Annotated in this window: 30 protein-coding genes and 1 tRNA gene; 11 read left to right on the top strand and 20 right to left on the bottom strand. The window is 28.8% G+C overall.

The features are described from left to right. Positions 1–33 precede the first annotated feature (33 nt). Together ACTTBE_RS06875 and ACTTBE_RS06880 are read right to left on the bottom strand one after the other, a co-directional pair. The gene (locus tag ACTTBE_RS06875; RefSeq protein ID WP_440613792.1) at positions 34–594 is read right to left on the bottom strand and encodes a ribonuclease HII; all 561 of its coding nucleotides are present in this window, start codon (positions 592–594) and stop codon (positions 34–36) included. Continuing rightward, positions 594–1,310, bottom strand: a complete 717-nt coding sequence (locus ACTTBE_RS06880) for a uracil-DNA glycosylase (protein WP_440677705.1) — start codon at positions 1,308–1,310, stop codon at positions 594–596. The genes ACTTBE_RS06875 and ACTTBE_RS06880 overlap by 1 nt, the downstream gene beginning before the upstream one ends. Positions 1,311–1,324: 14 nt before the next feature. Between ACTTBE_RS06880 and ACTTBE_RS06885 the strand changes: the two genes are divergently transcribed. The 4 genes from ACTTBE_RS06885 to ACTTBE_RS06900 all read left to right on the top strand — a co-directional run bounded on the left by ACTTBE_RS06885 (position 1,325) and on the right by ACTTBE_RS06900 (position 5,240). Beyond that, complete coding sequence (locus ACTTBE_RS06885) at positions 1,325–3,013, top strand: tetratricopeptide repeat protein (protein WP_440677706.1); 1,689 nt, start codon at positions 1,325–1,327, stop codon at positions 3,011–3,013. Then, a complete protein-coding gene (locus tag ACTTBE_RS06890) occupies positions 3,010–3,852 on the top strand; it encodes a 4-(cytidine 5'-diphospho)-2-C-methyl-D-erythritol kinase (RefSeq protein ID WP_075506398.1) in 843 nt (280 codons plus the stop codon). The genes ACTTBE_RS06885 and ACTTBE_RS06890 overlap by 4 nt, the downstream gene beginning before the upstream one ends. A gap of 34 nt (positions 3,853–3,886) precedes the next feature. Continuing rightward, positions 3,887–3,960 (top strand) — tRNA-Gln (locus ACTTBE_RS06895). 5 nt (positions 3,961–3,965) lie between these two features. Then, entirely contained in the window at positions 3,966–5,240 is a 1,275-nt protein-coding gene (locus tag ACTTBE_RS06900; RefSeq protein ID WP_440677707.1) for a CCA tRNA nucleotidyltransferase, read from the top strand. On the opposite strand, the gene greA is transcribed toward ACTTBE_RS06900, so the two are convergent. From greA to ACTTBE_RS06915, 3 genes are read right to left on the bottom strand one after another with little or no spacing between them, the layout of a single operon-like run. Beyond that, positions 5,237–5,713: a transcription elongation factor GreA gene (gene greA, locus ACTTBE_RS06905; protein ID WP_075506396.1), complete on the bottom strand. Its 477-nt coding sequence runs from the start codon at positions 5,711–5,713 to the stop codon at positions 5,237–5,239. The genes ACTTBE_RS06900 and greA overlap by 4 nt on opposite strands. A 4-nt stretch (positions 5,714–5,717) precedes the next feature. Beyond that, positions 5,718–6,545 (bottom strand): oxygen-dependent coproporphyrinogen oxidase, encoded by an 828-nt coding sequence (gene hemF, locus ACTTBE_RS06910; protein WP_440613797.1) that lies wholly within the window; start codon positions 6,543–6,545, stop codon positions 5,718–5,720. Position 6,546: 1 nt separating this feature from the next. Beyond that, positions 6,547–7,005 carry a tRNA (cytidine(34)-2'-O)-methyltransferase gene (locus ACTTBE_RS06915; protein WP_075506394.1) on the bottom strand — a complete coding sequence of 153 codons (459 nt, stop codon included), beginning with the start codon at positions 7,003–7,005 and terminating at the stop codon, positions 6,547–6,549. A 91-nt stretch (positions 7,006–7,096) separates the two neighbouring features. Between ACTTBE_RS06915 and petA the strand changes: the two genes are divergently transcribed. From petA to ACTTBE_RS06930, 3 genes are read left to right on the top strand one after another with little or no spacing between them, the layout of a single operon-like run. Further along, entirely contained in the window at positions 7,097–7,609 is a 513-nt protein-coding gene (petA, locus tag ACTTBE_RS06920) for a ubiquinol-cytochrome c reductase iron-sulfur subunit (RefSeq protein ID WP_075506393.1), read from the top strand. A 10-nt stretch (positions 7,610–7,619) separates the two neighbouring features. Next, positions 7,620–8,882 (top strand): cytochrome b, encoded by a 1,263-nt coding sequence (locus tag ACTTBE_RS06925; RefSeq protein WP_440613798.1) that lies wholly within the window; start codon positions 7,620–7,622, stop codon positions 8,880–8,882. Between the two features lie 22 nt (positions 8,883–8,904). Then, on the top strand, positions 8,905–9,663 hold the full coding sequence (locus ACTTBE_RS06930; protein ID WP_440647128.1) for a cytochrome c1: 759 nt from the start codon (positions 8,905–8,907) through the stop codon (positions 9,661–9,663). Here the strand turns inward: ACTTBE_RS06930 and ychF are convergent. The 7 genes from ychF to lgt are packed head-to-tail and all read right to left on the bottom strand — an operon-like array spanning position 9,640 to position 15,554. After that, the gene (gene ychF / locus ACTTBE_RS06935; RefSeq protein WP_440677708.1) at positions 9,640–10,713 is read right to left on the bottom strand and encodes a redox-regulated ATPase YchF; all 1,074 of its coding nucleotides are present in this window, start codon (positions 10,711–10,713) and stop codon (positions 9,640–9,642) included. The two genes, ACTTBE_RS06930 and ychF, sit on opposite strands and share 24 nt — an antisense overlap. After that, positions 10,713–11,273, bottom strand: coding sequence for an aminoacyl-tRNA hydrolase (gene pth / locus ACTTBE_RS06940; protein ID WP_440618927.1), 561 nt, complete (start codon positions 11,271–11,273; stop codon positions 10,713–10,715). Before pth ends, ychF begins: the two co-directional genes overlap by 1 nt. Positions 11,274–11,313: 40 nt before the next feature. Continuing rightward, the gene (locus ACTTBE_RS06945; RefSeq protein ID WP_440650963.1) at positions 11,314–12,003 is read right to left on the bottom strand and encodes a 50S ribosomal protein L25/general stress protein Ctc; all 690 of its coding nucleotides are present in this window, start codon (positions 12,001–12,003) and stop codon (positions 11,314–11,316) included. Between the two features lie 45 nt (positions 12,004–12,048). Beyond that, positions 12,049–12,981, bottom strand: a complete 933-nt coding sequence (locus tag ACTTBE_RS06950) for a ribose-phosphate pyrophosphokinase (protein ID WP_440618924.1) — start codon at positions 12,979–12,981, stop codon at positions 12,049–12,051. Between the two features lie 9 nt (positions 12,982–12,990). Further along, complete coding sequence (pgeF, locus tag ACTTBE_RS06955; protein WP_440677709.1) at positions 12,991–13,749, bottom strand: peptidoglycan editing factor PgeF; 759 nt, start codon at positions 13,747–13,749, stop codon at positions 12,991–12,993. Further along, positions 13,742–14,791, bottom strand: a complete 1,050-nt coding sequence (locus ACTTBE_RS06960) for an SAM-dependent methyltransferase (RefSeq protein WP_440677710.1) — start codon at positions 14,789–14,791, stop codon at positions 13,742–13,744. The genes pgeF and ACTTBE_RS06960 overlap by 8 nt, the downstream gene beginning before the upstream one ends. Beyond that, positions 14,775–15,554 carry a prolipoprotein diacylglyceryl transferase gene (lgt, locus tag ACTTBE_RS06965; RefSeq protein ID WP_440677711.1) on the bottom strand — a complete coding sequence of 260 codons (780 nt, stop codon included), beginning with the start codon at positions 15,552–15,554 and terminating at the stop codon, positions 14,775–14,777. Before lgt ends, ACTTBE_RS06960 begins: the two co-directional genes overlap by 17 nt. Before the next feature lie 32 nt (positions 15,555–15,586). Here lgt and ACTTBE_RS06970 point away from each other — a divergent pair, with 32 nt between their 5' ends. Then, on the top strand, positions 15,587–15,838 hold the full coding sequence (locus ACTTBE_RS06970; protein WP_075506383.1) for a hypothetical protein: 252 nt from the start codon (positions 15,587–15,589) through the stop codon (positions 15,836–15,838). Here the strand turns inward: ACTTBE_RS06970 and ACTTBE_RS06975 are convergent. From ACTTBE_RS06975 to ACTTBE_RS06985, 3 genes are read right to left on the bottom strand one after another with little or no spacing between them, the layout of a single operon-like run. Beyond that, positions 15,816–17,135: an ATP-binding protein gene (locus ACTTBE_RS06975; RefSeq protein ID WP_440677712.1), complete on the bottom strand. Its 1,320-nt coding sequence runs from the start codon at positions 17,133–17,135 to the stop codon at positions 15,816–15,818. The genes ACTTBE_RS06970 and ACTTBE_RS06975 overlap by 23 nt on opposite strands. Then, a complete protein-coding gene (locus ACTTBE_RS06980) occupies positions 17,116–17,793 on the bottom strand; it encodes a response regulator (protein WP_440633760.1) in 678 nt (225 codons plus the stop codon). Before ACTTBE_RS06980 ends, ACTTBE_RS06975 begins: the two co-directional genes overlap by 20 nt. After that, positions 17,786–18,223, bottom strand: coding sequence for a MarR family winged helix-turn-helix transcriptional regulator (locus ACTTBE_RS06985; RefSeq protein WP_428080895.1), 438 nt, complete (start codon positions 18,221–18,223; stop codon positions 17,786–17,788). Before ACTTBE_RS06985 ends, ACTTBE_RS06980 begins: the two co-directional genes overlap by 8 nt. A gap of 72 nt (positions 18,224–18,295) precedes the next feature. Between ACTTBE_RS06985 and ACTTBE_RS06990 the strand changes: the two genes are divergently transcribed. Then, the gene (locus tag ACTTBE_RS06990; RefSeq protein ID WP_075506379.1) at positions 18,296–19,177 is read left to right on the top strand and encodes a branched-chain amino acid aminotransferase; all 882 of its coding nucleotides are present in this window, start codon (positions 18,296–18,298) and stop codon (positions 19,175–19,177) included. On the opposite strand, the gene pgsA is transcribed toward ACTTBE_RS06990, so the two are convergent. Genes pgsA through uvrB form a run of 5 tightly spaced genes read right to left on the bottom strand, consistent with a single transcriptional unit; the run spans position 19,174 to position 24,913 of the window. Continuing rightward, positions 19,174–19,758 carry a CDP-diacylglycerol--glycerol-3-phosphate 3-phosphatidyltransferase gene (gene pgsA / locus ACTTBE_RS06995; protein WP_440613807.1) on the bottom strand — a complete coding sequence of 195 codons (585 nt, stop codon included), beginning with the start codon at positions 19,756–19,758 and terminating at the stop codon, positions 19,174–19,176. The two genes, ACTTBE_RS06990 and pgsA, sit on opposite strands and share 4 nt — an antisense overlap. Positions 19,759–19,760: 2 nt before the next feature. After that, positions 19,761–21,596, bottom strand: a complete 1,836-nt coding sequence (gene uvrC, locus ACTTBE_RS07000) for an excinuclease ABC subunit UvrC (protein ID WP_440618914.1) — start codon at positions 21,594–21,596, stop codon at positions 19,761–19,763. Then, positions 21,583–22,008, bottom strand: coding sequence for a dihydroneopterin aldolase (locus ACTTBE_RS07005; protein WP_440677713.1), 426 nt, complete (start codon positions 22,006–22,008; stop codon positions 21,583–21,585). The genes uvrC and ACTTBE_RS07005 overlap by 14 nt, the downstream gene beginning before the upstream one ends. Next, entirely contained in the window at positions 22,005–22,757 is a 753-nt protein-coding gene (locus tag ACTTBE_RS07010; RefSeq protein ID WP_440677714.1) for an SDR family oxidoreductase, read from the bottom strand. The genes ACTTBE_RS07005 and ACTTBE_RS07010 overlap by 4 nt, the downstream gene beginning before the upstream one ends. Then, positions 22,739–24,913 carry an excinuclease ABC subunit UvrB gene (uvrB, locus tag ACTTBE_RS07015; RefSeq protein ID WP_075506374.1) on the bottom strand — a complete coding sequence of 725 codons (2,175 nt, stop codon included), beginning with the start codon at positions 24,911–24,913 and terminating at the stop codon, positions 22,739–22,741. The genes ACTTBE_RS07010 and uvrB overlap by 19 nt, the downstream gene beginning before the upstream one ends. A gap of 36 nt (positions 24,914–24,949) precedes the next feature. Between uvrB and ACTTBE_RS07020 the strand changes: the two genes are divergently transcribed. Both ACTTBE_RS07020 and ACTTBE_RS07025 read left to right on the top strand, forming a co-directional pair. Beyond that, entirely contained in the window at positions 24,950–26,137 is a 1,188-nt protein-coding gene (locus ACTTBE_RS07020) for a pyridoxal phosphate-dependent aminotransferase (protein ID WP_440677715.1), read from the top strand. A gap of 3 nt (positions 26,138–26,140) precedes the next feature. Beyond that, the gene (locus ACTTBE_RS07025; protein ID WP_440677716.1) at positions 26,141–26,794 is read left to right on the top strand and encodes an NAD(P)H-binding protein; all 654 of its coding nucleotides are present in this window, start codon (positions 26,141–26,143) and stop codon (positions 26,792–26,794) included. The last annotated feature ends 1 nt before the right edge of the window (position 26,795 follow it).

Genomic DNA, 26,795 nt, shown 5'->3' on the forward strand with positions numbered 1-26,795 from the left:
TGTATCGAATTTTAATGATAACTAGATGTAGTATTAAGTTAATCTAGATATAGGAGAGAAAGTTTTTCTATGATGTTTGGTTATGCCTAGTTTCTTTAATGCTTGTAAGTGTTGTTTGGTTCCATATCCAAAATTTTTATCCCAATGATAACCTTTGTTTTTTTTTGATAGAGTAGAAACTAATCTATCTCTTGATACCTTTGCTATTATAGAGGCTGCTGAAATTGAGGGAATTTTTTTATCACCCTTTATGATCGATTTTAATTTATAATTTTTTAATTTTGGAATTTTGTTTCCATCTATTAGAATAAGAGTTGGTTTTTTTGTTAATTTTAATATAGCTCTTTTCATAGCTAGTAAACTTGCATTTAGTATATTGAGTTTTTCAATTTCACTAACAGAAGCTTTGCCTAATGACCAAATTGAATTTTTTTTAATATAATTAAAAAGGTATTCTCTCTTTTTTTTACTCAACACTTTTGAGTCTTTTAAAATTTTTGGATCCACAGATTTTTTTAGAATGACAGCAGCAGCATAAACAGGACCTATTAAACTACCTCTGCCTACCTCATCAACACCAGCTATTAATTTCATTAGATTGTTAATTTTAACTCTTTAACTTTTTCTCTTATTTTTTTTAAATCTTCCCATGAATATTTTTTGTTATCCGGATATCTAATTAAATAAGAAGGGTTAAAAGTTATCATTAAAGGATAAGTATTTTTATTTAAAATTATTTCCTTCCATTTACCTCTTTCTGAAGATATTTTTTCATTAATCCCAGTAACAGCTTCCATAGCTGTACTACCCATTAAAATTATAATTTTGGGATCAATAATAGATATATGTTCTTTTAAAAAGTTTGAGTAACGTTTAATTTCTTGTGAAGTTGGTTTTCTATCCTCTGGTGGTCTAAAATTTATTGCATAACTTGTATAAATATTTTCTCTTTTAATATTTATTGCTATTAACATTTTGTCTAAAAGCTCTCCACTCTCTCCTTTAAAAGGGTTTCCAACTTTGTCTTCAATTTCACCTGGAGCTTCTCCTATTAACATTATAGGACTATCAATATTTCCTTCTCCAAGAACAATATTTTTGGAATTATTTCTTAGTTTGCAATTTTCAATTGAATTTAATTGTTTCTTTAGATTTTCTAATAAATCTTGTTTATTTCTTTGATTGATATCACTTTCTTTTTTGACCTCAGAAAACCTATTAATAGGTTTTTTATCAAATATAAAATTGGCTTCTATTGTATTTATTAATTCTTCGTTTATTTTGTCGTTTTGATTTATCAATTTTTTCACCTTACAAGGATTAAATGATATCTAAAATATTTAAAATCATATTATTATTAGTGTTATCCTATCAGACACCCGTTTATTCTAAAAGTACAAGTTTTAATGATTTCAACTCAAGAGATTTATCTAATTATTTTTCTGGTATTGTAGCTTATGAAAATAGAGATAATTCAGAAGCTTTAAAATATTTCAATTTAAGTAAAGTTTTACTAAATAGCCATGACAATTATTTAAAAAGATACGTTAATTCTCTTGTATTGGAAAACAAAGTAGCTCAAGCAATTAATGTTATAAAAAATAACTCAAAAAAAAGTAACTCTGATTTTTTTGATGCATATGTTTTATTAATAATTGATAGTTTGAAAAAAAATGATTTTGATAAAGCTGATATTTACTTAGATCAAAGTTTGAGATTTCAGGAAGAAAATAGAATTAATCTAGTAATTTTTGAGACTTTAAAGCAGTACATTTACACTTTTAAAAATAAAAAACTTTTACCTAATAAGAAAAATTTTGGAAACTTATCATTAATAGCTGAGGCGTTTCAAAGATGTCATTATAATGATCAAAGAACCAGCTCTTTCTTTTTAAATTTAATTAATAATCAACAAGGTGATTATTCAAGATATATATTTTTTTATATAAATTATCTAATTCAGAATAAGGAGTTTGATCAGGCAAAGTCAGTAATTGATCAAATTGATTATATTGGCTCAACACTTTTGTTAACTCAAACCAAAAGCTGGATAGATAATAATAAGTTTAAAAGTTTTGAAAAAATTTTCTCATGTGGAAACCATAATGATATAATTAGTGAATTTTTATTCTTGATATCAAATCTTTATTCATCACAAGATAATTTTGAAAAATCAAACTTTTATTTAAATTTATCAATATACTTAAATCCTAAATTTGAATTTAATTTATCACTCGTTGCAGAAAATTTCTTTGCAGATGGTGAATACAACAAGGTAAAAAAAATAGTAAGAAAATTTAAAGAGACTGATGAGTTTTATTATTGGTTTAGAGTTAAAAAAGAAGCGCAAATAATAGTGAAAGAACAAAATTATGAAAAAGGCACAAGCCATATCGAGTCTAAATTTAAAAATATTGAAAAACCTAATCCAAAGATGATTTTTGATTTAGCGAATTTTTATAAAAACTCTAAAAATTATGAACTTGCAATCGATTATTATTCAAGATTGATCTTCTCACTAGAGGATACTTCTGTAATTAAATCGGATATTTTATATAGAAGAGGTGGGAGTTACGAAAGATTAGGTAATTATGAGAAGTCAGATGAAGATTTACTTCATGCATTAAGAATAAGACCTAATGATGCATACGTCCTAAATTATCTTGCTTATTCTTGGTTAGAACGTGATTACAAAATAGATGAAGCGATGGAAATGTTAAAAATAGCATATGATTTAAAAAGTAATGATCCCTATATTATTGACTCAATTGGTTGGGCATATTTCTTGATAGATGAATATGAGGAGGCAGAAAAATATTTAAAAAGAGCTGTAGAATTAATGCCTGATGACCCAATAGTAAATGATCATTATGGAGATATATTGTGGAAGCTAGATCAAAAAATTCAGGCAAGATATTTTTGGAATAGTGTGTTGAGCTTTGATGATACAGAAGATGATATGAGAGAAAATATAAACAAAAAATTGATTACTGGCTTAAAATCTATTCAATGAAATTAAATTTAAAGTCTCATGCTAAAATCAATTTAGCTCTCAATGTAACAGGAAAAAATAAATCATTACACAAAATTGAAAGCATCATTAGTTTCATTGATTTGTATGATGTTATTTCAATAAAAAAAATAAGAGATGAAAAACATAATATTTCTTTTCAAGGGAAATTTGCGAAAGGTATTGGAAAAAAAAATACTGTTCAAAAACTCTTTAAAATATTAGGTCGAGAAAAGTTATTACTAAATCAAAAATTTAGAGTTTCCATAACAAAGAATATTCCTCAAAAAGCAGGACTTGGTGGCGGTTCTATAAATGCTGCAAGTATTTTAAATTTTTTAAATAAAAAAAAGGTAATTAAAATTAGTGAAAAGAAAATTTTGGAGGTTTGCTCTGAAATAGGGTCTGATGTTATTTTAGGTATAAACCCGTCTAGCTCAGTTTTACTTTCAAACAATAAAATTAAAAAATTTTTTAATTGTCCGACTCTAAATATGCTTTTAATAAAGCCTAATTTTGGTTGTGCGACAAAAAAAATTTATTCTAACGTTAAAAATTTTACAAAACCAAAATTTAATAATCCAAAAAAAATTATGTTTGGTTATAAATTTTTAAAAAATCAAAGTAATACTTTAGAAGATGTTGCAATTTCAAAATACCCACAAATAAAAAAGATTAAGTTATTTTTAGAAAAGACTAATAATCCTGAGTTTGTAAGAATGACTGGGTCTGGATCTACAGTTATTGCATACTATAAATCAGTCAAAGACTGTAATTCAGCAAAAGTTCAATTTAAGAGGAAATTTAAAAATTGTTGGTTGTATGTATCAAAAACTATATAAATTTATTTTTTTTGTGTTATAGGATCTATAATATTGGGGCGTAGCCAAGCGGTAAGGCACGGGTTTTTGGTACCTGCATCCTAGGTTCGAATCCTAGCGCCCCAGCCATATATATGGATAAATTTTTAGATAAAATTTTTTTTAGGTCCAAAAATCTTAATTATATAAGTAAAAATATAAAAAACATATCCCAGAACACTCCTGCAAAAAAAATTTTTGAAGCAATTAACAATTATTCTGAAAATAGTGAATTAAGATTTGTTGGAGGGTGTATTAGAAAAATTATAAATCGAGAAGAAGTAGATGACATTGATTTAGCAACTAACATTACACCAGATGAAGTTTGTGATGCACTAAATAAACATCAAATTAAATTTTTTGAGACAGGTAAAGAACACGGCACGATAACTGCAGTAATAAATGAAAAAAACTATGAAATTACTTCACTTAGAAAAGACGTTGCTACAGACGGAAGACATGCAAAAGTTGAATTTACTTCTGATTGGAAAGAAGATTCAAAAAGAAGAGATTTTACAATTAATGCTATTTACTCTGATAGTTCAGGAAATTTATTTGATCCACAAAATGGTAAGCTAGATTTAAACAAAGGTGTTTTAAAATTTATTGGAGATCCAGAAAAAAGAATTCAAGAGGATTATTTAAGAATATTAAGATATTTCCGTTTTCATATTAATTACTCAACTGAAAATCATAAAACAGAGATAATTAAAATATTTAAAAAAAATATCAAAGGTATTTCGAACTTATCTGCTGAAAGATTATTAGATGAATTTAAAAAGACAGTTAAATCAAAAAATTTTCTCAAATTATTTGAAGATCAACAAAGTTTAGAAATATTAGAAATAGTATTTCCACAATTTAAAAATATTAATCATTTTAAGAAGCTGAATTCATTTAGTTCCAAAGTTATTAGCAACTTTGACTTTATTTTTGTAATTGCATTGCTGATTATCGATGAAACAGACAATACTGACTATTTTATTTATAAATTTAAAATCTCAAAAAAAGATCAAAAGAGGCTTAAATTAATTCATTATTTTTTCAAAGAAAAGGTGAGTATTAAAAGTTTTACAGAAAAAAACTTTAATAAAATATTTTACTATAATGGTAGACAAACTGTAATTGATATAATTAATTTTAAATTGTTCTATTCAAGTAAGGTGGAGAATAAATTATTAAAACTACTTAAAATTTACGAAAATAAAACATTGCCTGAATTAAAAATTGGAGCAAATATTTTAATGTCTAAGTATAAAATTCCTGAGGGTAAAATTTTAGGTAATAAGTTAAAACTTATAGAAGAAACCTGGGTTCAAAATGGATTTCAAATTTCAGATAAACAGGTTGAAAAAATTGCAAAGAGTTAAATATATTTAACGTCTTTAATTTCAAAATTCTTTATCCCAGAAGGGGTACTTATTTCTACAAGATCACTTTTATTTTTACCTATTAATCCTTTTCCAATTGGGGACTGAAAGAAAATTAATTTTTGTTTTAAGTCAGCTTCATCTTTTCCAACAATTTTATAATTTATTTTTTCTCCACTATCTAAGTCTTCTAGATATACAGTTGATCCAAAAATTACTTTACCCTCATTATTTAATTTAGTTACATCAATTACGTTAGCTCTGGCTATTATGTCGTTTATTTCAGTAATCCTACCTTCATTATGAGATTGTTCTTCCTTTGCAGCATGATATTCGGCATTTTCTTTTAGATCTCCATGCGATCTTGCTTCAGCAATTGCGGCAACGATCTCAGGTCTTTTCTTTTCTTTTAAAAAAATAAGTTCTTCCTCTAATTTTTTTAAACCATTTAAGGTAATAGGTTCTTTTTCCATTTTTTTATTTCCACTTAGCTAAAGGAGGTAACGACATTAAAATTCCTTCTACATTACCACCAGTTTGTAATCCAAATTTAGTTCCTCTGTCATACAGTAAATTAAATTCTGTGTAACGACCTCTTTTAATATACTGCTTCTCTTTTTCTTTTAAAGACCATTTTTTCTTAATTTTTTTTCTAATAATTTCATTAAAGATCATTTGAAAAGTAATACCAACATCTCTTACAAATTTAAAATCTTTTTCGAAATTATCATCTTTATAATCAAAAAAAATTCCCCCAATTCCTCTAGCTTCTTTTCTGTGGGGTAAATAAAAATATTCATCACACCATTTTTTATATTTTTTATAATAATTTTTATTATGTTGATCACACATTGACTTTAAAGTTTTATGAAATTTATTTTTTTCATTATCATCTTTGATGGCCGGGGTTACATCCATTCCCCCTCCAAACCAATTTTTTTGAGTGCTGATATATCTTGTATTAAAATGCATAGCTGGAATGTGTGGATTTTGCATATGCATAACTATTGAAATTCCTGAAGCCCAAAATCTAGGATCTTTCTCAGCTCCTGGTATATTTTTTTGAAATTTTTTAGGAAATTTTCCATATACCTTTGAGAAATTTACTCCTACTTTTTCAAAAATTTTTCCATTTTTTAAAATTCTATATTCACCACCTCCTTCATCTTTTTTAGAGTTTCTTTTCCAAGAAGTTGATACAAATTTTATTTTGTTATTTTCTAATTCAAGTATGTCATTACAAATTGCATTTTGTAATAATTTGAACCAATTGCTAGCTAGGTCTTTTTTAATTGAATTGTCCATATTACATTAAATTATTTTGCCTTAAACTTTCAGCCAAAACTATTGCAACTGAGGATGCTATATTTAGAGATCTCGCATTTTCATTCATTGGAATTTTTAGACGATCACCAATCAGCTTATGAACCTTCTCTGGAACACCAGCGCTCTCTCTTCCAAATAATATTGTATCATCAGCTTTAAAATTAAATTTAGTATAATTTATAGAACCCTTTGTTGTCATTAAAACAATTCTTTGATTCTTTTTTTCTTCAAAAAAATGTTCTGCACTTTGGTAGAATTTAATTTTACTATAGTCCATGTAGTCCATGACAACTCTTTTAAACCTTTTGTCAGATAATAAAAATCCACAAGGCTCAATAATTTCTAATTCCGCCCCTAAACAGGCACACGTTCGTATAATTGCAGCTGTATTCTGTGGAATATCTGGCTCGTATAGTGAAATTTTAGGTCTAGGTTTCATCCGTAATGTGTCATTCTTTCAGTAGAAAAATTACTGTTATCTTATAAGAAATCGTATATTAAATTAATTTTTTAACAAAAAACTATTTAAAATGTCAGATAAAAAGCCAAAAAAAAGAAGAGATTTTTTATTTACAGCGACCACAGCTGTAGGTGCAGTTGGAGCTGCAGCAGTAGTGTGGCCCATGGTAGATCAAATGAACCCAGATGCTTCAGTTAAAGCATTAGCAAGTACCGAGGTAGATGTAAGTTCAGTCAAACCTGGAAACACAATTACAGTTCTATGGAGAGGAAAACCAGTTTTCATCAGAAGAAGAACACAAGAAGAGATCGACGAAGCAAGATCTGTTAAAATGGAAGAATTAATTCATCCAGAAAAAGATGAGGATAGAGCAAAAAATCCTGAATGGTTAGTCATGCTTGGAGTTTGTACTCATTTAGGATGTGTGCCTTTGAATGACAAAGGTGATTATAATGGATGGTTTTGTCCTTGTCACGGTTCTCACTATGATACGTCTGGAAGAATTAGAAAAGGACCAGCTCCTTGGAATATGGAAGTTCCAAAATATGAATTCGTAAACGCAAACACAATTAAAATAGGATAGTACAGTTGTTATGAGTGATCACGATTATCAACCTAAATCAAAAGTTGGTCAATGGTTTAATGATAGATTACCGTTACTAACTCTTGCAAATCATTTAACAGATTATCCTACTCCAAAAAATTTAAATTACTGGTGGACATTTGGAGGAATTTTAACTTTTTGCTTAATCACACAAATTATAACAGGATTAACTTTGGCAATGCATTACATTGCTCATGCTGACATGGCATTCGAAAGTGTTGAGCATATAATGAGAGATGTTAACTACGGATGGTTAATTAGATACATACATGCAAATGGTGCATCGATGTTTTTTCTTGCTGTGTATATTCATATCTTTAGATCATTATTTTATGGTTCTTACAAAGCACCAAGAGAAATAATTTGGATTATTGGTATAGTAATTTACTTGTTAATGATGGCAGCTGCATTCATGGGCTATGTCTTACCTTGGGGACAAATGAGTTTCTGGGGAGCAACTGTTATTACAAATTTATTTAGTGCAATCCCGTTAGTAGGTGAGGGAATTGTAACATGGTTATGGGGTGGATACTCAGTTGATAATCCAACTTTAACAAGATTTTTTACTCTACATTATTTAATCCCATTCTTAATAGCAGGACTTGTAATTTTACATATATGGGCTCTGCATGTACCTGGAAATAATAATCCAGTTGGTATTGATATCAAAAAACCATCTAAGGATACTGTCCCATTCCATCCATACATTGTTATTAAAGATGGTTTTGCATTATTAATGTTTATGATTGTTTTTGCATTTTTTGTTTTTTATACGCCTAATATTTTGGGTCACGCAGATAATTACATAGAGGCAAATCCTATGGTAACTCCAGCTCATATAGTTCCAGAATGGTATTTGTTACCTTTTTACGCAATACTAAGATCGGTACCGGATAAACTACTTGGAGTAATTGCAATGCTATCTGCTATTTTAATACTTGCAGCTTTACCTTGGTTAGATACTTCAAAAATTAGATCAGCAGTATTTAGACCTTTGTATAAACAGTTTTACTGGATTTTAGTAGCAGACGTTTTAATTCTTGGTTACATGGGAGCAATGCCTGCAGAAGGTCTTTATTTATTAATTGCAAGAGTAGCCACTGCCTATTATTTCTTACATTTCTTGGTTATTCTCCCTGTGCTTGGATTTAAAGAGAGAACATTACCTGTTCCACTAAGTATAACAGAGCCTATTTTAGGTGGATCACCAAACTTAGCAGCCGCAAAACACAGAGAAAGTAAAATAAAATAAAGTGAAAAAGTTATTTAAACTAATTTTAATACTTTCATTTTTTTCTCTAAATAGTGTCCAAACATTTGCTGCAGAAAAAGTAGATTATCTTAAAACAGATTGGAGTTTTAAAGGTCTTTTTGGAAAATTTGATAGAGCAGCTCTTCAAAGAGGATATCAAGTTTATACGGAAGTTTGTGCTTCTTGCCATTCAATGAAATATTTGAGCTATAGAAATTTATCAGAAGAGGGTGGACCAGAGTTTTCAGAGGCAGCTGCAAAAGCAATCGCTGCTTCTTTTGAAGTTACAGATGGACCAAATGCTGATGGTGAAATGTTTACTAGACCTGCAAAACTTTCGGATAAATTTGTAATGCCATACGAAAATGTAAAAGCCGCACAAGCAGCTAACGGAGGAGCTTATCCACCAGATATGTCTGTTTTAGTTAAAGCTAGAGGTGGTGGAGTTGATTATATTTATTCTTTACTTCAAGGCTATGAAGATCCACCAAGTGGAGTAACTTTGGATGATGGAGTTTATTACAACAAATATATGTATGGTAATAAGATCAGAATGGCAGCACCATTATCAGATGGAATTGTAGAGTACGGGGATGGTACTAATGCATCAGTTGAACAGATGTCAAAAGATGTAACAACATTTTTAATGTGGGCTGCGGAGCCTCACTTAGAAGCAAGACACCAAATGGGATTTAAAGCTATAGTATATTTGATTATTTTAACTATTTTAGTTTACTTTAGTATGAAGAAAATTTGGTCACGTGTTGAATCTGAAGTTTAATACATCTCCATCTTTAACAATATAATCTTTTCCTTCTAATCTCATTTTCCCGTTTGCTTTAGAATTTACCCATCCATCATTTGCTATAAAATCTTCATAAGAAATAGTTTCAGCTCGAATAAACCCTTTTTCAAAATCAGTATGTATTTCACCTGCTGCCTTAGGAGCTGTACAATTTTTTTTAATTGTCCATGCTCTTGTTTCTTCAGGACCTGATGTAAAATAAGTATCTAGCTCTAGAATATTGTAACCTTTTTGAATTAACATATTTAATCCAGTTTCTTTTAAACCTATCATTTCCATATAATTTTTTTTCTCTTCAGCAGATAGCTCATTAATTTGATTTTCAATATCAGCGGATACAATTAGTGTATTTTCATTCCCAAATTTTTCTATGAAATCATTTGTATATTTATTACCATTTTGAACGCTTTGTTCATCGACATTACAAACATATATTTTTGGCTTAATTGATAATAAACCGCTTTGATTTAATTGCTTCGTATCAAATTGTGTTTTTAGAACTGAAATATCTTTATCATTATTTATGCAATCTAGAGCAATTTCTAAAATTTTAAGTTGTTCCTCATCTACATTTTTTTTGTTATTTTTTTCCAATCTTTTTTGAATACTTTCAAGATCTGCAAGCATCATTTCAGTTTCAATAATTTCCAAATCTCTCACTGGGTTTACATCAGGATTAACATTTTGGATATCATCTGAATCAAAACATCTAATCATATGAATTACAGCATCAACTTCTCTGATATGAGAAAGAAATTTATTTCCTAATCCTTCTCCTTTTGAAGCTCCTTTTACAAGACCAGCAATATCAACGAATGAAATTGTGGTATTAATTACCTTTTTAGAGTTAGAGACTTTTGATAATTTAGACAATCTTTCATCTGGTACGGGAACTACACCAACATTTGGATCAATTGTACAAAATGGAAAGTTAGCTGCTTGTGCTTTACTAGAATTTGTTAGTGCATTAAAAAGCGTAGACTTACCAACATTTGGCAAACCAACAATTCCACATTTAAAACTCATTATTTATTATTAACTGTACTTGAAAATAGATCTAATTTTTTTTCAATTAATATTGAAATTGACTCAGTAATATTATTTGTAATTTTTTCTAATCCAACCATTTCATCTTCATCAAAGTTTTGAAGTACAAAATCACTTACTTCCATATTATCTTTTGGTTTCCCAATACCAATTCTCACTCTAGAATAATCTTTACCAATAAATTTATCTATTGAAGCTATACCATTATGACCTGCACTAGATCCACCAAACTTAGCTTTTATTTTTCCAAATTCCACATCCAAATCATCATGAAAAACTATGACATCCTCGGCATCAATTTTAAAATATTCTATTAATTCTCTTATACAAATTCCTGAATTATTCATGAAAGTTAAAGGTTTAATTGCATATATTTTTTTGTCTCCAACATTTCCTGTTGTAAGCAAACCCTTAAATTTTGGTTTCTGTTTTGATAGGCCAAATTTTTTATTTATTGAGTCTATAATTTTAAAACCTACATTATGTCTATTATTTTCACTATCGGGCGTTGGGTTACCTAGTCCTACAAATAAAAGCATAAAAATTTTTTAATGGAAAACAAACTTCAGTCTAAATAATTTATTTTTTTTCTTCAGCAGGCTTCTCTTCGCCCTCAGCAGCTGGTTTATCGCCTTCAGCTGGTGCAGCAGCCTCGGCACCCGCTTCACCCTCTGCAGCTTCAGCTTCAGCTGGTTTTTCTGGCTCTTTCATTACAGTTGGAGCCGCAAGTGTTGCAATAACGAAATCCCTACCTTGAATAGTTGGTACAACTTCAGGATCTAGATTAATTGACGATATTTTAAAACTTACTCCAATATCAATACCATCTAAATCAATTAAAAGATTGTCAGGTATTTTTTCACTTGGACATTTTAATTCAACTTTTCTTCTTACAATATTTAATACTCCACCTTTTTTTAATCCAGGTGATTTTTCATGATTAATAAATTTAACTGGAACCTCAATTCTAATTTTTAGACCAGGCACAACTCTTAAAAAATCAACATGTATAGGTTCGTCTGACAAGATGTGATATTTTACTTCTCTTGGAAGTACATTTTGTGGTTTACCGTTTACATTTAATGTAAGAATTGTAGATAAAAAATTTGAGTCTTCTAACATCGACTTTAGCAGTTTCTTAGATATAGAAACTTTTTCGTTTTGAGCTTCACCGCCGTAAATTATAGCCGGAACTTCTCCATTATCTCTTAGTGAGTTAAGCTCGCCTTTTGTTTTAGTATCTCTGATGTTAGCTTCTAAAGTATTCATAAAAACAAGGGTTTTTAGCTCAAGATCCTTAATAACACAAGGTAATTATTTAAATAAATCAGATACAGAAGTAGAATTTGATATTCTTTTAATTGCTTCACCCATTAGCCCTGAAATAGATAAAACTTCAATGTTTTTTGCACCTTTTATTTTGTCACTATTATCAATTGTGTCTGTAATTACTAAATTTTTGATAACAGAATTTTTAATTTTTTTGACCGCTTCACCACTAAGTACACCGTGAGTAATATAAACGTAAACTTCTTTTGCTCCTCTATCTTTTAGAGCTTTAGCTGCATTTACAATTGTTCCACCCGAGTCGATGATATCGTCTACAATTATACATGTCTTACCTTTTACATCCCCAATCACATTCATAACCTGAGATTGTCCTGGCTTAGGTCTTCTTTTATCTACTATAGCTAGACCAACATTTAAAAGTTTTCCAAGAGATCTTGCTCGCTCAGTACCACCCACATCTGGAGCAACACAAATCATATTTTTACTTTTAATTTTTTTCTTAACGTGTCTTGCAAAAATAGGAGTAGCAAACAAGTTATCTACTGGAATATCAAAAAATCCTTGAATTTGTCCTGCGTGCAAATCTACTGTTACAACACGATCTGCTCCTGCTTTTGTAATCAGGTTAGATACTAGTTTTGCTGAAATTGAAGTTCTTGGGACAACTTTTCTATCTTGTCTTGCATAACCAAAATATGGAATTACAGCAGTTATATTTTTGGCAGATGATCTTTTTAAAGCATCTATGCATAATAAAAGTTCCATTAAGTTATCGTTAGCTGGTGAAGAAACAGATTGAATAATAAAAATACTATTTCCTCTTATGTTTTCATTAATCTCAACATAAATTTCACCATCAGAAAAATTTCTAATACTTGAATTGACTAATTTAGATTTTAAATATTTAGCAATATTCTTACTAAGAGGTTTATTGCTATTTCCTGATAATAATTTCATGAAAAAAACCTAATTAAGCATAATTATTGAAATATTTCTACCATAATCAGCATGATTTAAACTTTTTGATCTTCTAGCACTAAAAAATTTATTTTTAGCATTGAATGTATCAACGTCAATTTTTTCTATTTTTTTCACACCAGACTTAAGAATTAATGATTTAACATAACTAGATAAGTTAAAATATAACTTTTCTTTACCCAATTTAAAAAATTTATGATTAGTTTTGTCTTTTCTTATAAATTTTTTATAAAAATCTTTTTGAACTTCATAATTTTTAACTGATATTGATGGACCTATAACTGCTGTAATATTTTTTGTTTTAGACCCTCTCTTAACCATAAATTTAATCACTTTTGATATAATTCCCTTAAAGGCACCTTTCCATCCTGAATGAATTGCAGCTATCATTTTTCTCTGATTGTCAAAAATAAGTATTGGTACACAATCTGCAGTCAAAACCGCAATAGGTAAATTTACTTGGTCAGTAATAATTGCATCAGCCTTAGGTTTTATTTTTGATTTATACTTTTTGTCAATAAACACGAATTTATTACTATGAATTTGATTAAGTAAAAAAATATTTTTTGAGTTCTTAGAAATTTTTTTCCTGACAATATTTAAATTTTTTTTTACACTTGCATTATTGTCATTTGAACCTGGACCACAATTTAAACTTTTATAAATATTTTTTGATACACCACCGATGCTATTAAAAAAACCATGTTTGATAGCTTTATTTTTTGAAAGCTTTTTAGATTTAATCAATTTGAAAACCTGTTTTAAATTTATTGTTTTTAATTTTAATTAACATTACCTTAAACAACTCCCCCATTTGTTTCTCATCAATTAAACGTCTAATTCTATAAAATAGATCTGTTTTTTGTGAGAAGGCTATATTATTACTTACAATCTCGGCTCTCTGCAAAATTCCCATACTTGTTAAGAATTTTTTTTGATTAGTAATTAGATGATCTAGTTTTTCAAATTGATTAATATAGTTAGCATATAAATTAAAATTTAAATTGTATGTAATATCAGATTCGCCAATATCTTCTAATATGTTTGAAAATTTATGATCTTTTATTGCTTGAATAGTATTTTTTATTTTCAGATCTAAATATCCATAATCAATTATTAAAAGTCCACCATCTTTGTTCTCAATAATTTTACAAATTTTCTCTAGATACTTAAACGCTTCCGGAGAGTATTCAATAACATCTTGGTCCTTAGATATTTCAAATTTAAGTTTTTGCTCTATTGTTTTAATATCCACTTCTTTATCATTGAACTCAGCCTTTTTGTAAGTTTTTAAATTAACATATCTTTCAAACCAATTATTCTCCTTTTTAAAAAATTGCTTTATTGGAAGTGCATCAAAAAATTCGTTTGCAAGATAAATGCATGGAAATGTGTTATCGATTTCAACTTCATTTACCCAGATTATTTTTTCAGAATTTAAATTTTTTTTTTGTTCATCAATTAAATATGAGCTTTTTTCATGAATCATTAAATTACAGGAGTTAAAACAATCTGGAAAATTCTTCAATGTTTCAGATACAACTTTCATCATCTCTCCATTACCAGCGCCAAGTTCAATTAAGTTAAATTTTTTAGGTGAACCAATGCTTTTCCAAAAAGTTATTACCCAAATCGCAATTATTTCTGAAAATAGTCTTGTGATGTTGGGAGATGTAATAAAATCACCTTCCTTTCCAAAGGGATTTTTTTTCATATAATAACCATTTTCTTTATCGTAAAGAGCGTGATTTATAAATTGATCTAGAGGTAAATTAGTCGACTTGTTCATTTTTTTTCAAAAAGAAAATAGTTAATCCAATTATCAAAAAGATAAAACTTATTAACTGACCCATAGTTAAATTGAATATTAGGTATCCCAATTGATCATCTGGAACTCTAAAAAATTCAACAATAAATCTAAAGATTGAATAGAAAATTAAAAATAATCCAGAAATCAATCCAGCTATAGCAAAATTTCCTCTATTTCTAAAATAAAGTAAAATTAAAAATAGAATTAAACCTTCTAATAATGCCTCATAAATTTGTGAGGGATGTCTTGGTTGATTATCTATTTGTATGAATGTAACTGCCCAAGGTAAATTAGTTATAGTTCCATAAAGTTCAGAATTTATAAAATTTGCAATTCTTCCAAAAAATATTCCAATAGGTGCAACTAGAGCGACGACGTCTAAATATAAAAACGCATCTTGATTATTTTTTTTTGCAAACAATATAGTTGCGATAACAATACCAATTACTCCTCCATGAAAAGACATGCCACCTTCCCATACTTTTAAAATATCTAATAGATTATTGATATAGAATTCAAAATTATAAAATAATACATATCCAATTCTTCCACCTAAAATAATTCCAATGATTAAGTAGGTTATATAATCATCAAAATTTTTATTTATTTCAGAGTTCTTTAAGAATAGTTTTTTTGCTATTAACCATCCAAATAAAATACCTGCAATATAAGCTAGCGAATACCATCTAATTTCTAAAGAAAATATTTCTATTGCAACTGGGTCAAAATTATTGATGAACATTTTAAATTATATCTATATTGTATATCCCAAATATGAAAAATTCTAAATTTATAATTGATAAATTTGCAAAACTACTAGAGCAGGGATTAATAACTTCAAAAGATTTATCATCTGAAATCTTAAATATATTTAAGTCAAAGAGAGATGAATTTGTTTTTAAAATGAAACTTACTAGCAAGGATGAATTTGAGATTCTTTCAAAGAGAGTAGAAAATTTAGAAAATAAAATTTCAAAATTAGAAACAAAAAAAAAGAAGAAAACTAGACCGGCAAAAAGATCTTAACTCTTAGCCCATTAAATTTTGATTTTTCCAGCACAATGTTTCCACCATGGGATTTGATAATATCAGACGCAATTGACAGTCCTAGACCAACACTTGATTTCGAGTCGTTTCTTCCTTTATCCATCTTATAAAAAGGTTTAAATACGTTTTCATGTTCTTTTTTAGGTATCCCTGGACCGTCATCATCAATAATTATAAATAGGTTTGTATTTTTTTTGGTTAGGCTTATTTCAACTTTGTTTGCATATTTTAATCCGTTATCAATCAGGTTATTTAAGGATCTATTGATAAGGTTCTTTCTACCATTAATGTAAATTCTAGGAACTAAATTATGAGAAATGTTTTTATTATTATATTTTTTTATTATCTCTTCTATTTGTTCTGAAAGGTTAAACATTTCGTCCTTCTCAACATACGATGAACTTGTAAATTGCAGATATTCATTAAGCATTTTTTCCATTTCGTTGATATCATCTGTTAACTTATCAACTGCATCTTTATCTTTAAGAAAAGCTAATTGTAGCTTCATTCTTGTTAAAGGAGTTCTTAAATCATGACTAATACCTGATAACATTTCAGTTCTCTGATTAAGATGTCTTTCAATTCTCTTTCTCATTTTGTCAAATTCATGACCTGCTTGACGTATCTCGAGTGCTCCCGAGGGTTTAAATTCTTCTATGTCTTCTCCTTTTCCAAATCTTTCAGCAGCGCGAGCTAAATTTGTAATTGGCCTCGTTTGGTTCTTTAAAAATATTAGTGAAATAATAACCATTATAATTGCAGGAACTGTAATCCATAGTGCAAATATTCTTGCAGAGGTACTAGTGACTCGATCTTTTGGAACTAAAAATTTAAAATATCCATCTTCATATTTTATTCTTAAATCAACTAGTTCTTTATAGTTTGTAGTATTAAACCAGAAGATCTCAGGAGAAAATTTAGACTTTAATTCTCTTCTTAAAGTTCGATCAATTGGACTAAACCATCTTTCTTTATTTTTATCACTTAATTTTTCATCAACTACCAATTCAATATTTAAATCTAGAAACAATGAAAATAAGTTTATCACTTCTTGCTTATCATTTTCCTCATTTTGATAAGCTTCTATAAAAGCACTAATCTCATTCACCAGAGTTCTGGTCATACCTTTATTAGTTTTAATCCACAAACTATCAAAGAAAACAATGGTGATTATTAATTGGATAGTAATTACAGGGACCGCAACAATTAAGAGTGCTCTATAAAATAATCTTTTTGGTAAAACTTTTTTTAAGAAATTATTCAATCCAGAGAACATATCCTGCACCTCTAATTGTTTGTAAAAACTTAGGACTTTTTTGATCTATTTCAATTTTTTTTCTCAATCTAGTAATAATAACATCAATGGATCTTTCTTTATCCAAATTAATCAATTTTCCTATATCTTCTCTTGAAAATGTTTTTCCAGGACTATTAATCATTTTTTCTAAAATTGTCTTTTCAGTATTATTAATTTTAAATTCTTTTTGATCTCTAATAATTAAAAGTTTATTTAAGTCGATTTTGACATTTTCAAATTCAATAATTCTTTTTTGTTCAGTTTTTTTTGTCTTATCTAAAATGTTTTTTATTCTTAGAATTAATTCTTTAGGTTCAAATGGTTTAGGCAAATAATCATCTGCACCAACTTCAAGACCTTCTATTCTTTCCTTAGCTTCTCCTTTAGCAGTAAGAAGTATTATCGGAGTATCTAGATTTTTTTTATTTTCTTCTATAAATTCTAATCCATTCTTTCCGGGCATCATTATATCGAGTACAATTAAATCAAACTTTATTATTTTTATTTTATCAGAGGCATCTTCAGCACTGTCAGCTGTAGTTACTAAATAATTATTTTCGTTTAAAAATTTTTTGACCAATGATCTAATACCATCGTCGTCATCAACTACTAAAATATGTGCTAAAAAATTATCCATTAATTATTTTATTTAATACATTGTCAAAATTAACAACCTCTTCTGAAGTTGAATTTAAAAGAGCTGAATAAATTCTTTTTTTTTGTAAATTAAAAATTTCTTCAAATATTTTCTTTCCTTTTTCGTTTAAAAACACATGTTTAACCCTTGTATCCTGATCATTTTTCTTAAATATGACGATGTCTAACTTTATTAAATCTTTTAAAACTCTATTAAGGCTCTGCTTAGTTACTTTTAATTTTTTAAGAAGATCTGAGATAGAGATACCTTCGTAAGATGAAATTAGGTGAATAACCTTATGGTGGGCCACACCAATTGAATATTTATCTAAAATTTTTTTAGAGTCAGAAAATGTTTCTCTGTAACTAACAAATAATTTTTCAATTAAACCCTTAAGTTGATCGTCTTTAAGATATAAAAGTTCTTTCATAATGGGTAAGTTATATTGACATATCAAAGATACAAAGATATTTTTCACTGATATTTTAAAATATTTTCACTAATGATACCGTACGATAAAAGATCTGGAAAAATTTGGTACAACGATGAACTTGTTGATTGGGGAGATGTAAAACTACATGTGTTAAGTCATGGTTTGCATTATGCGAGTTGTGTATTTGAAGGTGAAAGAGTTTATGATGGCTCTATTTTTAAATTAGAGGAACATACCTCAAGATTTTTTCATTCTGCTAGAAGAATGGGTTTCGAAATTCCTTATACTGAAGAGCAAATAAATACTGCTTCAAATAAAATAATTGCAACTCAGAATGTAGAAAACGGATACGTAAGACCAGTAGCTTGGAGAGGCACTGAAATGATGGCTATATCAGCACAACAAACAAAAATTCATGTTGCGATTGCAACTTGGGAGTGGGGATCTTACTTTGATCCAAAACTAAAAGTTGAAGGCATTAAATTAAATATTTCAAACTGGAGAAGACCAGCTCCTAATACTATACCTTGGGATACTAAAGCATCAGGTTTGTATATGATTTGTACATTATCAAAACATGAAGCTGAAAAACAAGGTTACACAGATTCTTTAATGTTGGATCACGAAGGAAATATTGCTGAAGCAACAGGCGCTAATGTATTTTTTAAAGATAAAAATGGAGAAATTCACACACCAATTCCAGATTCATTCTTAGATGGAATTACAAGAAGAACTGTAATTGGAATTGCAAAATCAAAAAATATAAAAGTACATGAAAGAAAAATTAGTCCAACAGAACTTCCTAACTTTGTAGGATGCTTTTTAACAGGAACTGCTGCTGAAGTTACACCTGTATCTTGTATTGCAGAAAATCAATTCAAAGTTTGTGATACCATCATCGATCTTAATGAAAGCTATCAAGCGCTGGTGAGAAAGAAAAAAGCAGCTTAATCTTTGTTATCTTCTGATATTGCGTGATCAATACCCTTTCGTAAATAATCATAACCTGTAAATAAAGTAAGCGCAGCTGATAACCATAAAAGAATAATCCCAATAGTTTGAGCATTATAATTTTCAAAGTTAATTATTTTGTTTCCAGTATCTCCTGAAAGCAGAAGACCAATAGCAACCATCTGTAACACTGTTTTGAGTTTAGCAAGATTTGAAACTGGAAGTTTAATCTGACCTTTTGCTAAAAATTCCCGTAATCCAGAAATTAAAATTTCTCTAGTTAAAATTATTATAGCTGCAATAACCTCATAATTTCTGATTGTTCCATCCATCACCAGTAAAATTAGAGCTGTAGCGACTATAATTTTATCTGCAATTGGATCTAATAGTTCTCCTAATTTAGATTCTTGGCCTAACATTCTGGCTAACATGCCATCTAAAAAATCTGTAAATGAAGCAATTATAAATAAAATTAAAGCAGTTAAATCACCATAAAAACCTGGAAGATAAAATGCTAAAACAAAGAAGGGTACAATTATTATTCTTCCTATTGTCAGAATATTTGGAATTTTTTTTAACATAATTATTCGTGGAAGAAGTTATATATCTTTTTTGCTACTTTTTCTTCAACACCTTCAACAGATTTAATTTCATCTAAACTAGCAGACTCAACAGATCTCGCTGACCCAAAATGGTTTAACAGTGCTCTTTTTCTAATTGCTCCTATACCCTCAATTTGGTCCAGTAAAGATTTGCTAATTCCTTTTTTTCTCTTTGCTCTGTGGGCACTGATTGCAAATCTGTGTGATTCATCTCTTATCCTTTGAAGAAAGAATAGAGTAGGGTCATTTTTTGAGAATTTATATTCTTTTCCATTATGAAAAAATGTTTCATTTCCACTATTACGAAATTTACCCTTTGCTATTGCAATAATTGGAATGTCGTGAAGCCCCAATTCATTTAAACTTTCTCTAGCTACTGAATATTGTCCTTTGCCTCCATCAACTAATACTAAATCAGGAAAAGTGAGATAATTATCTTTTTCCTGAACAGCACGTTTAAACCTTCTGTTTAATACTTCTCTCATCATGCCGTAATCATCTTGCTCATTTTTTTTGTGCTTGATGTTGAACTTTCTATATCTTTTTTTAATAAATCCCTCATCACCATATGCAATTAAAGCTCCAACACTATTTGTTCCTTGGATATGGCTGTTATCATAAACCTCAATTAAATTTATATTTGTTTCAAGATTGAATTTTTTTGCAACTTCATCAAAAAGTTCTCGATTATTCTGACTCTCATAAAGTTTTCTATTCAAACTGTCTTTTGCATTTTTTATTGCTTGATTAATTACTTTTAGTTTTGAACCTTTTTTAGCAACACTAATGTTAATTTGTTTTCCCTCTTTTTGAGTTAAAGTTTTCTCAATTAAAACTTTTTCCTTTATTTCCTCAGATAATATTATTGCAGAAGGCACACTTTTATTTTCATAAAATTGTGAAACGAATGAATTTAAAATATCTCCTAATTTTTCATCAGGGTCATGTTTTGGAAAAAAAGCTTGGTTACCCCAATTTTGCTTTGAACGATAAAAAAATACTTGAATACAAGTTTTGCCAGACTCTTTGTATCCAGCAATAACATCTGCTTCTACTAAGTTTGCCTCATTAATTCTTTGAGAGGATTGAATAATATTTAAAGCTTTAATTCTATCTCTTAAAATTACTGCTTTTTCAAAATCTAATTCCTCACTTGCCTTTTCCATTTGGCTGGAGAGATTTTTTTGAATTTTTCTTGATTTACCTGACACAAATTCAATAGCATCATCAACTGTTTGTTGATAATCACTTTTTTCAACATAACCAACACATGGTCCAGAACATCTTTTTATTTGATAAAGAATACAAGGTCTTTCTCTATTTTTAAAAACAGTATCATCGCAAACTCTTAAATGAAAAATTTTTTGGATCATCTTTATAGTCCAGTTAGCTGAACCTGCCGATGCAAAAGGGCCAAAATAAAATCCTTCTTTTGTTTTTTTTCCTCTATGTCTTTTGATTTGTGGCCATTTATCTTTGTTACCAATAAAGATGAATGGAAATGACTTATCATCTCTTAATAAAATATTGAATTTTGGTTTAAATTTTTTAATTAGGTTTGCTTCTAGAAGTAGAGCTTCACTTTCATTCGAAGTAGTTGTTATCTCTAATTTTCTAGTTTGAGACAACATTCTCTCAGTTCTAATTATATGGTTTTTTTCAGATACATAACTTTTAAGTCTATTAGGGAGATTCTTTGCTTTTCCTACATAAAGGATTTCATTTTTTTCATTTAGCATCCTGTAGACACCAGGAAGTTTAGGGACTAGCGAGAGCTCTTTTTTAATTACCTCTTTTCCTATTTCAGAGCTTATCATGACTTCTTTTTTTGGTAATTTGAATACCAACAGATGAACATTGTTTAAGAATTTCTAATTTCTCAATTTTCAACATTATTTTAGCAATCCTTTGATCTTTGAATAATTCATCAAATACAGCCTCAGCTAATGTTTCAAGAAAGTTGTAATGTTTTTTTTTAACGAGTTTTGTGATTAATTTTACAATTGTTCCATAATTAACAATTGATTTTATATCTTTATCACTCGATGGCTTTTTATCCTCGTAATCAATTTCTAGGCTAAATTTAACTTTTTGAGGCTTTTTCTTTTCAAAGTCATAATATCCAAGTTTTAAATTTAAAATTAGTTCATTAATTAGAATTTTCTTTTCGTAATTAAAAAGACTTTTGTTTTTATCCATTTTAATAATCTTAAAATTACTTCTTTTCATTCTTTGCCCATTATATCTGGTGTTTGCCAGTTTAGATTTTGCCCACTATCTATTGCTAAAACTTGACCTGTAATAGATATATTTTTTATAAAAAAGTCAACAGCATTACATATTTGTTCAACATCAACTTGTCTTTTTAGTGGGGTTGCTAAATACTGTTTTCTAAAATGTTTTTCAGATTGTCTTTGATTTTTAATAGTTGGGCCAGGTGCAATGCCGTTTACTCTAATCTTTGGAGCTAAACTCATGGCGCTAGTTTTAGTTAAAGTATAAAGTCCAGTTTTACTAATTGTGTACGAAAAAAAATATGGAGTTAGTTTGAAAACTCTTTGATCAATAATATTAATTATGTTGTTATTTGCACCTTTGACATTTTTTGCAAATTCTTTTGATAACAATGCGGGTGTTCTTAAATTTGTTCTTAAATGTTGCCCCCAACTATCTGTTGTAAAGTTCTCTAATTTATCATTTTCGAACAAAGAGGCATTATTTATTAGACAATCAAAATACTTAAGTTTTGATTTTGCATATTTTACAATTTTATTTACATCATTTTCTTTACTTAAATCACCTTTAACCAAGTAAACTTTAGTATCATTATTTGATAGTTCTTTTTTTAACTTCTCAGCTTTTGATTTTGATTTATTAAAATGAATTAAAATTTCTTTATTAGGACCAGATAATTTTTTTGCAATTGCAGCACCAATTCTAGTTGCCCCACCTGTAATAATTATTTTTCGTGCTTCCATTTTTTATCTCTTTTTTTTGTAACTTTTGTTCCAGGCATCCCCATTGTTGATCGACCTTTTGGATAAAGTTTATTTTTTACATCATACTGCCTTATTTTGGGATTTAATGTAATTTCTAATTCGCTGCTTTCTAATTTTCTTATTTCATCTCTAATTTTAGCGGCTTCTTCAAATTCAAGATTAGATGCAGCTTCTTTCATCTTTTTATCTAGTGCTTTGAGGTGTTTTTTTAAGTTTCCTCCAACATTAGAGCCCTCACTAATTTTTACATAATCTTTTTCATAAACACTCTCTAAAATGTCACTTATTTCTTTTTTGACTGATGTAGCACTAATTTTATGTTTTTTATTGTAAGCTATTTGAATATTTCTTCTTCTATCAGTTTCGGCAACTGCCTTTTTTATACTTTTAGTCTCTTTATCAGCATACAAAATAACCTTTCCATCTACATTTCTTGCTGCTCTACCTATTGTTTGAATGAGTGATGTTTCCGATCTTAAAAAACCTTCTTTGTCTGCATCTAAAATTCCAACTAGCGCACATTCAGGAATATCAAGTCCTTCCCTTAATAAGTTAATACCAACTAAAACATCGAATACACCCATTCTTAAATCTCTCATTATTTCAATTCTCTCCAAAGTATCGATATCTGAGTGAAGGTATCTAACTTTAATTCCATTTTCATGAAGATATTCTGTTAAGTCTTCTGCCATTTTCTTAGTAAGAGTTGTGACTAAAACACGATGATTATTTTCAATCACTCTTTTGCATTCGTGCATTAAATCATCTACCTGATTTTTGGCAGGTCTAATTTCAACTACAGGATCAATTAGTCCAGTTGGTCTAATAACTTGATCAATAAATTTTCCTTTTGTTTGCTCTAGTTCCCATGGTCCTGGTGTTGCAGATACAAATACAGTTTGAGTTCTCATTAAATCCCACTCTTCAAATTTTAATGGTCTATTATCCATACATGATGGTAGTCTAAAGCCATATTCTGCAAGAGTACTTTTTCTTGATCTATCTCCTTTATACATTCCATTTAGTTGTGGAACAGTTACGTGACATTCATCAACAAATATTAGAGTGTTATCTGGAAAATATTCAAATAGAGTAGGAGGGGGTTCTCCTGGTTTTCTTCCAGATAAAAATCTAGAATAGTTTTCAATTCCAGCACAAGAACCAGTTGCTTCAATCATTTCTAAATCAAACTTGGTTCTTTCTTCTAACCTTTGAGCCTCTAATAATTTATTTTCTGCTCTATGTTTTTTTAAAGTAATTTCTAATTCTTTTTTAATATTAATAACTGCCTGTTCAATTGTAGGCTTTGGAGTTATGTAGTGACTATTAGCATAGACTTTTACCAAACTTAGTTCTCTAACTTTATCTCCAGTTAAAGGATCAAACTCCTCTATCTGTTCCAATTTATCTCCAAAAAGACAAAGTCTCCAAGCTCTATCTTCTAGATGGGAGGGAAATATTTCTAAATATTCTCCTCTTGCTCTAAATGTTCCTCTATAAAAATTTTGATCATTTCTTTTGTATTGTAAAGCAACTAAAGATTTAATTATTTCTTCTCTGTTGTAATCATAATTTTTTTGAAGAGTTAGCGTCATTTTACTGTACGCCTCAACAGAACCTAATCCATAAATACATGAAACACTTGCTACAATTAAAACATCATCTCTTTCTAAAAGAGATCTAGTTGCTGAGTGTCTCATTCGATCAATCTGTTCATTAATCGATGCCTCTTTTTCTATGTAAGTGTCAGATCTTGGAACGTACGCTTCTGGCGTGTAATAGTCATAATAAGAAACAAAATATTCTACTGCATTATCTGGAAAAAATGTTTTCATTTCTCCATAAAGTTGTGCTGCAAGTGTTTTGTTTGGAGCAAGTATCAATGCTGGTCTATTAGTAGCCTCGATTACTTTTGCCATTGTAAAAGTTTTTCCAGACCCTGTAACTCCAAGTAATACTTGATTAAATTGATCTTTATTTGCACCATTTACTAATTTCTTGATAGCTTCTGGTTGATCACCTGCAGGTTTAAAATCAGATTTAATTTTGAATTTTTTTCCGCCTTCGAGTTTTCCACCAATTTTAGGATTTTTACTCTGAATATCTGTAATTAAATCTTGATAAGTATTTTCCATATATTAAACAGCGTATTAGAATTTATTTATATTTCAATGAGCATAATATCAGACAGTTTAAAACGAATTAAACCATCACCAACTATTGCAGTTACTCAAAAAGCAAGAGAACTTAGAGCTGCAGGAAAAGATGTAATTGGACTTGGGGCTGGAGAACCAGATTTCGATACACCAGATAATATTAAAAATGCTGCAATTAAAGCTATCAAAAGTGGAGACACCAAATACACAGCTGTAGATGGAACACCTGCTTTAAAAAAAGCAATCGTAGATAAGTTTAAAAGAGAAAACAAAATTAATTACACTACTGATCAAATCACTGTTGGAACAGGTGGAAAACAAGTTCTTTATAATGCTTTCATGGCAACTTTAAATAAAGGGGATGAAGTAATTATTCCTGCACCTTTTTGGGTTTCTTATCCCGATATGGTTTTATTAGCTGGTGGAAAACCAAAGATAGTTAAGTGCACAGAGGAAGAAGGATTTAAACTTACTGCAAGTAAATTAAAAAAAGCTATTACCAAAAAAACTAAATGGGTGATTTTAAATTCACCATCTAATCCAACTGGAGCAGGTTATTCCAAAAAAGAAATTGAAGATTTAGCAAAAGTTTTAATTAGAAATAAAAAAGTTCATATTTTAAGTGACGATATTTATGAACATATAGCATACGATAATTTTAATTTTTATACGATTGCCCAAAATTCTAAATTAAAAGATAGAACTTTAACAATGAATGGGGTTAGTAAATCGTATGCAATGACAGGTTGGAGAATAGGGTATGCCGCTGGACCAAAAGATATCATTAAAGCAATTGGTAAAATTCAATCTCAATCTACATCAAACCCATCATCAATCAGTCAAGCTGCTGCAGTTGAAGCTTTAAATGGAAACCAAAGTTTTATAAAAAAAAGATCAAAAGCTTTTAAAGAAAGAAGAGATTTTGTTGTTAAAAGTTTGAATAGTATTAAAGGTATAAATTGTTTAACACCTAACGGAGCTTTTTATGTCTTTCCAAGTTGTAAGGGATTGTTAAATAAAAAAACTAAATTGAAAACAGATACAGAGTTTGTTCAAAAATTACTTGAAAAATCTAATGTTGCAGTCGTTCAAGGATCTGCATTTGGTTTAGATGGATACTTTAGAATTTCTTATGCTACTTCAATGCAAAATTTGAAAAAAGCCATGGATAGAATAAAATCTTTCTGTGAAAGTCTTTCTTAAGAAGTGAAAACAGCATTATTATTTGGTTCAACCGGATTAGTTGGAGGTCATGTTCTAAATCAACTTATTCAGAATGATAATTACTCTAAAATTAAAATTTTTGTACGTTCTTCAATTCAAATAAACAGCTCAAAAATTGAAGTAATTCAAATTGATTTTAATAATTTAGAAAAGCATAAAGAACAGATTGTGGGAGATGAATGTTTCTTTTGTATTGGGACAACAAAAAAAAATTCTCCTGATAAAAATGAATATCAAAGAATTGAATTAGATATTCCAAAACAAGTAGCTCAAATTGCAAAATCTAATAATATTAATTCATATTTATTTGTGTCATCAGGATACGCAAATTCTAAAAGTTCAGGAGATTATTTAAAATATAAGGGCTTAGTAGAAGAAGAGATTTTAAGTTTAGGTTTTTCCAAAATAGGAATTATGAGACCCTCATTTATATTGGGTAACAGAAAAGAATTCAGACTAGGAGAGAAAATAGGAATAATTATTTTTAAACTTCTCAATCCTTTATTTATTGGACCACTTAGAAAAATGAGATCAATTCATTCAGAAACAATTGCAAAAGCAATGATTAGAATTGCAAATGATAATATTGATCAAAAAATCTTTGAGTCAGATCAAATTTCAGATTTAGTAAAATAAA

The organism is Candidatus Pelagibacter sp. HIMB1587, assembly GCF_052047775.1.
Lineage (GTDB): Bacteria > Pseudomonadota > Alphaproteobacteria > Pelagibacterales > Pelagibacteraceae > Pelagibacter.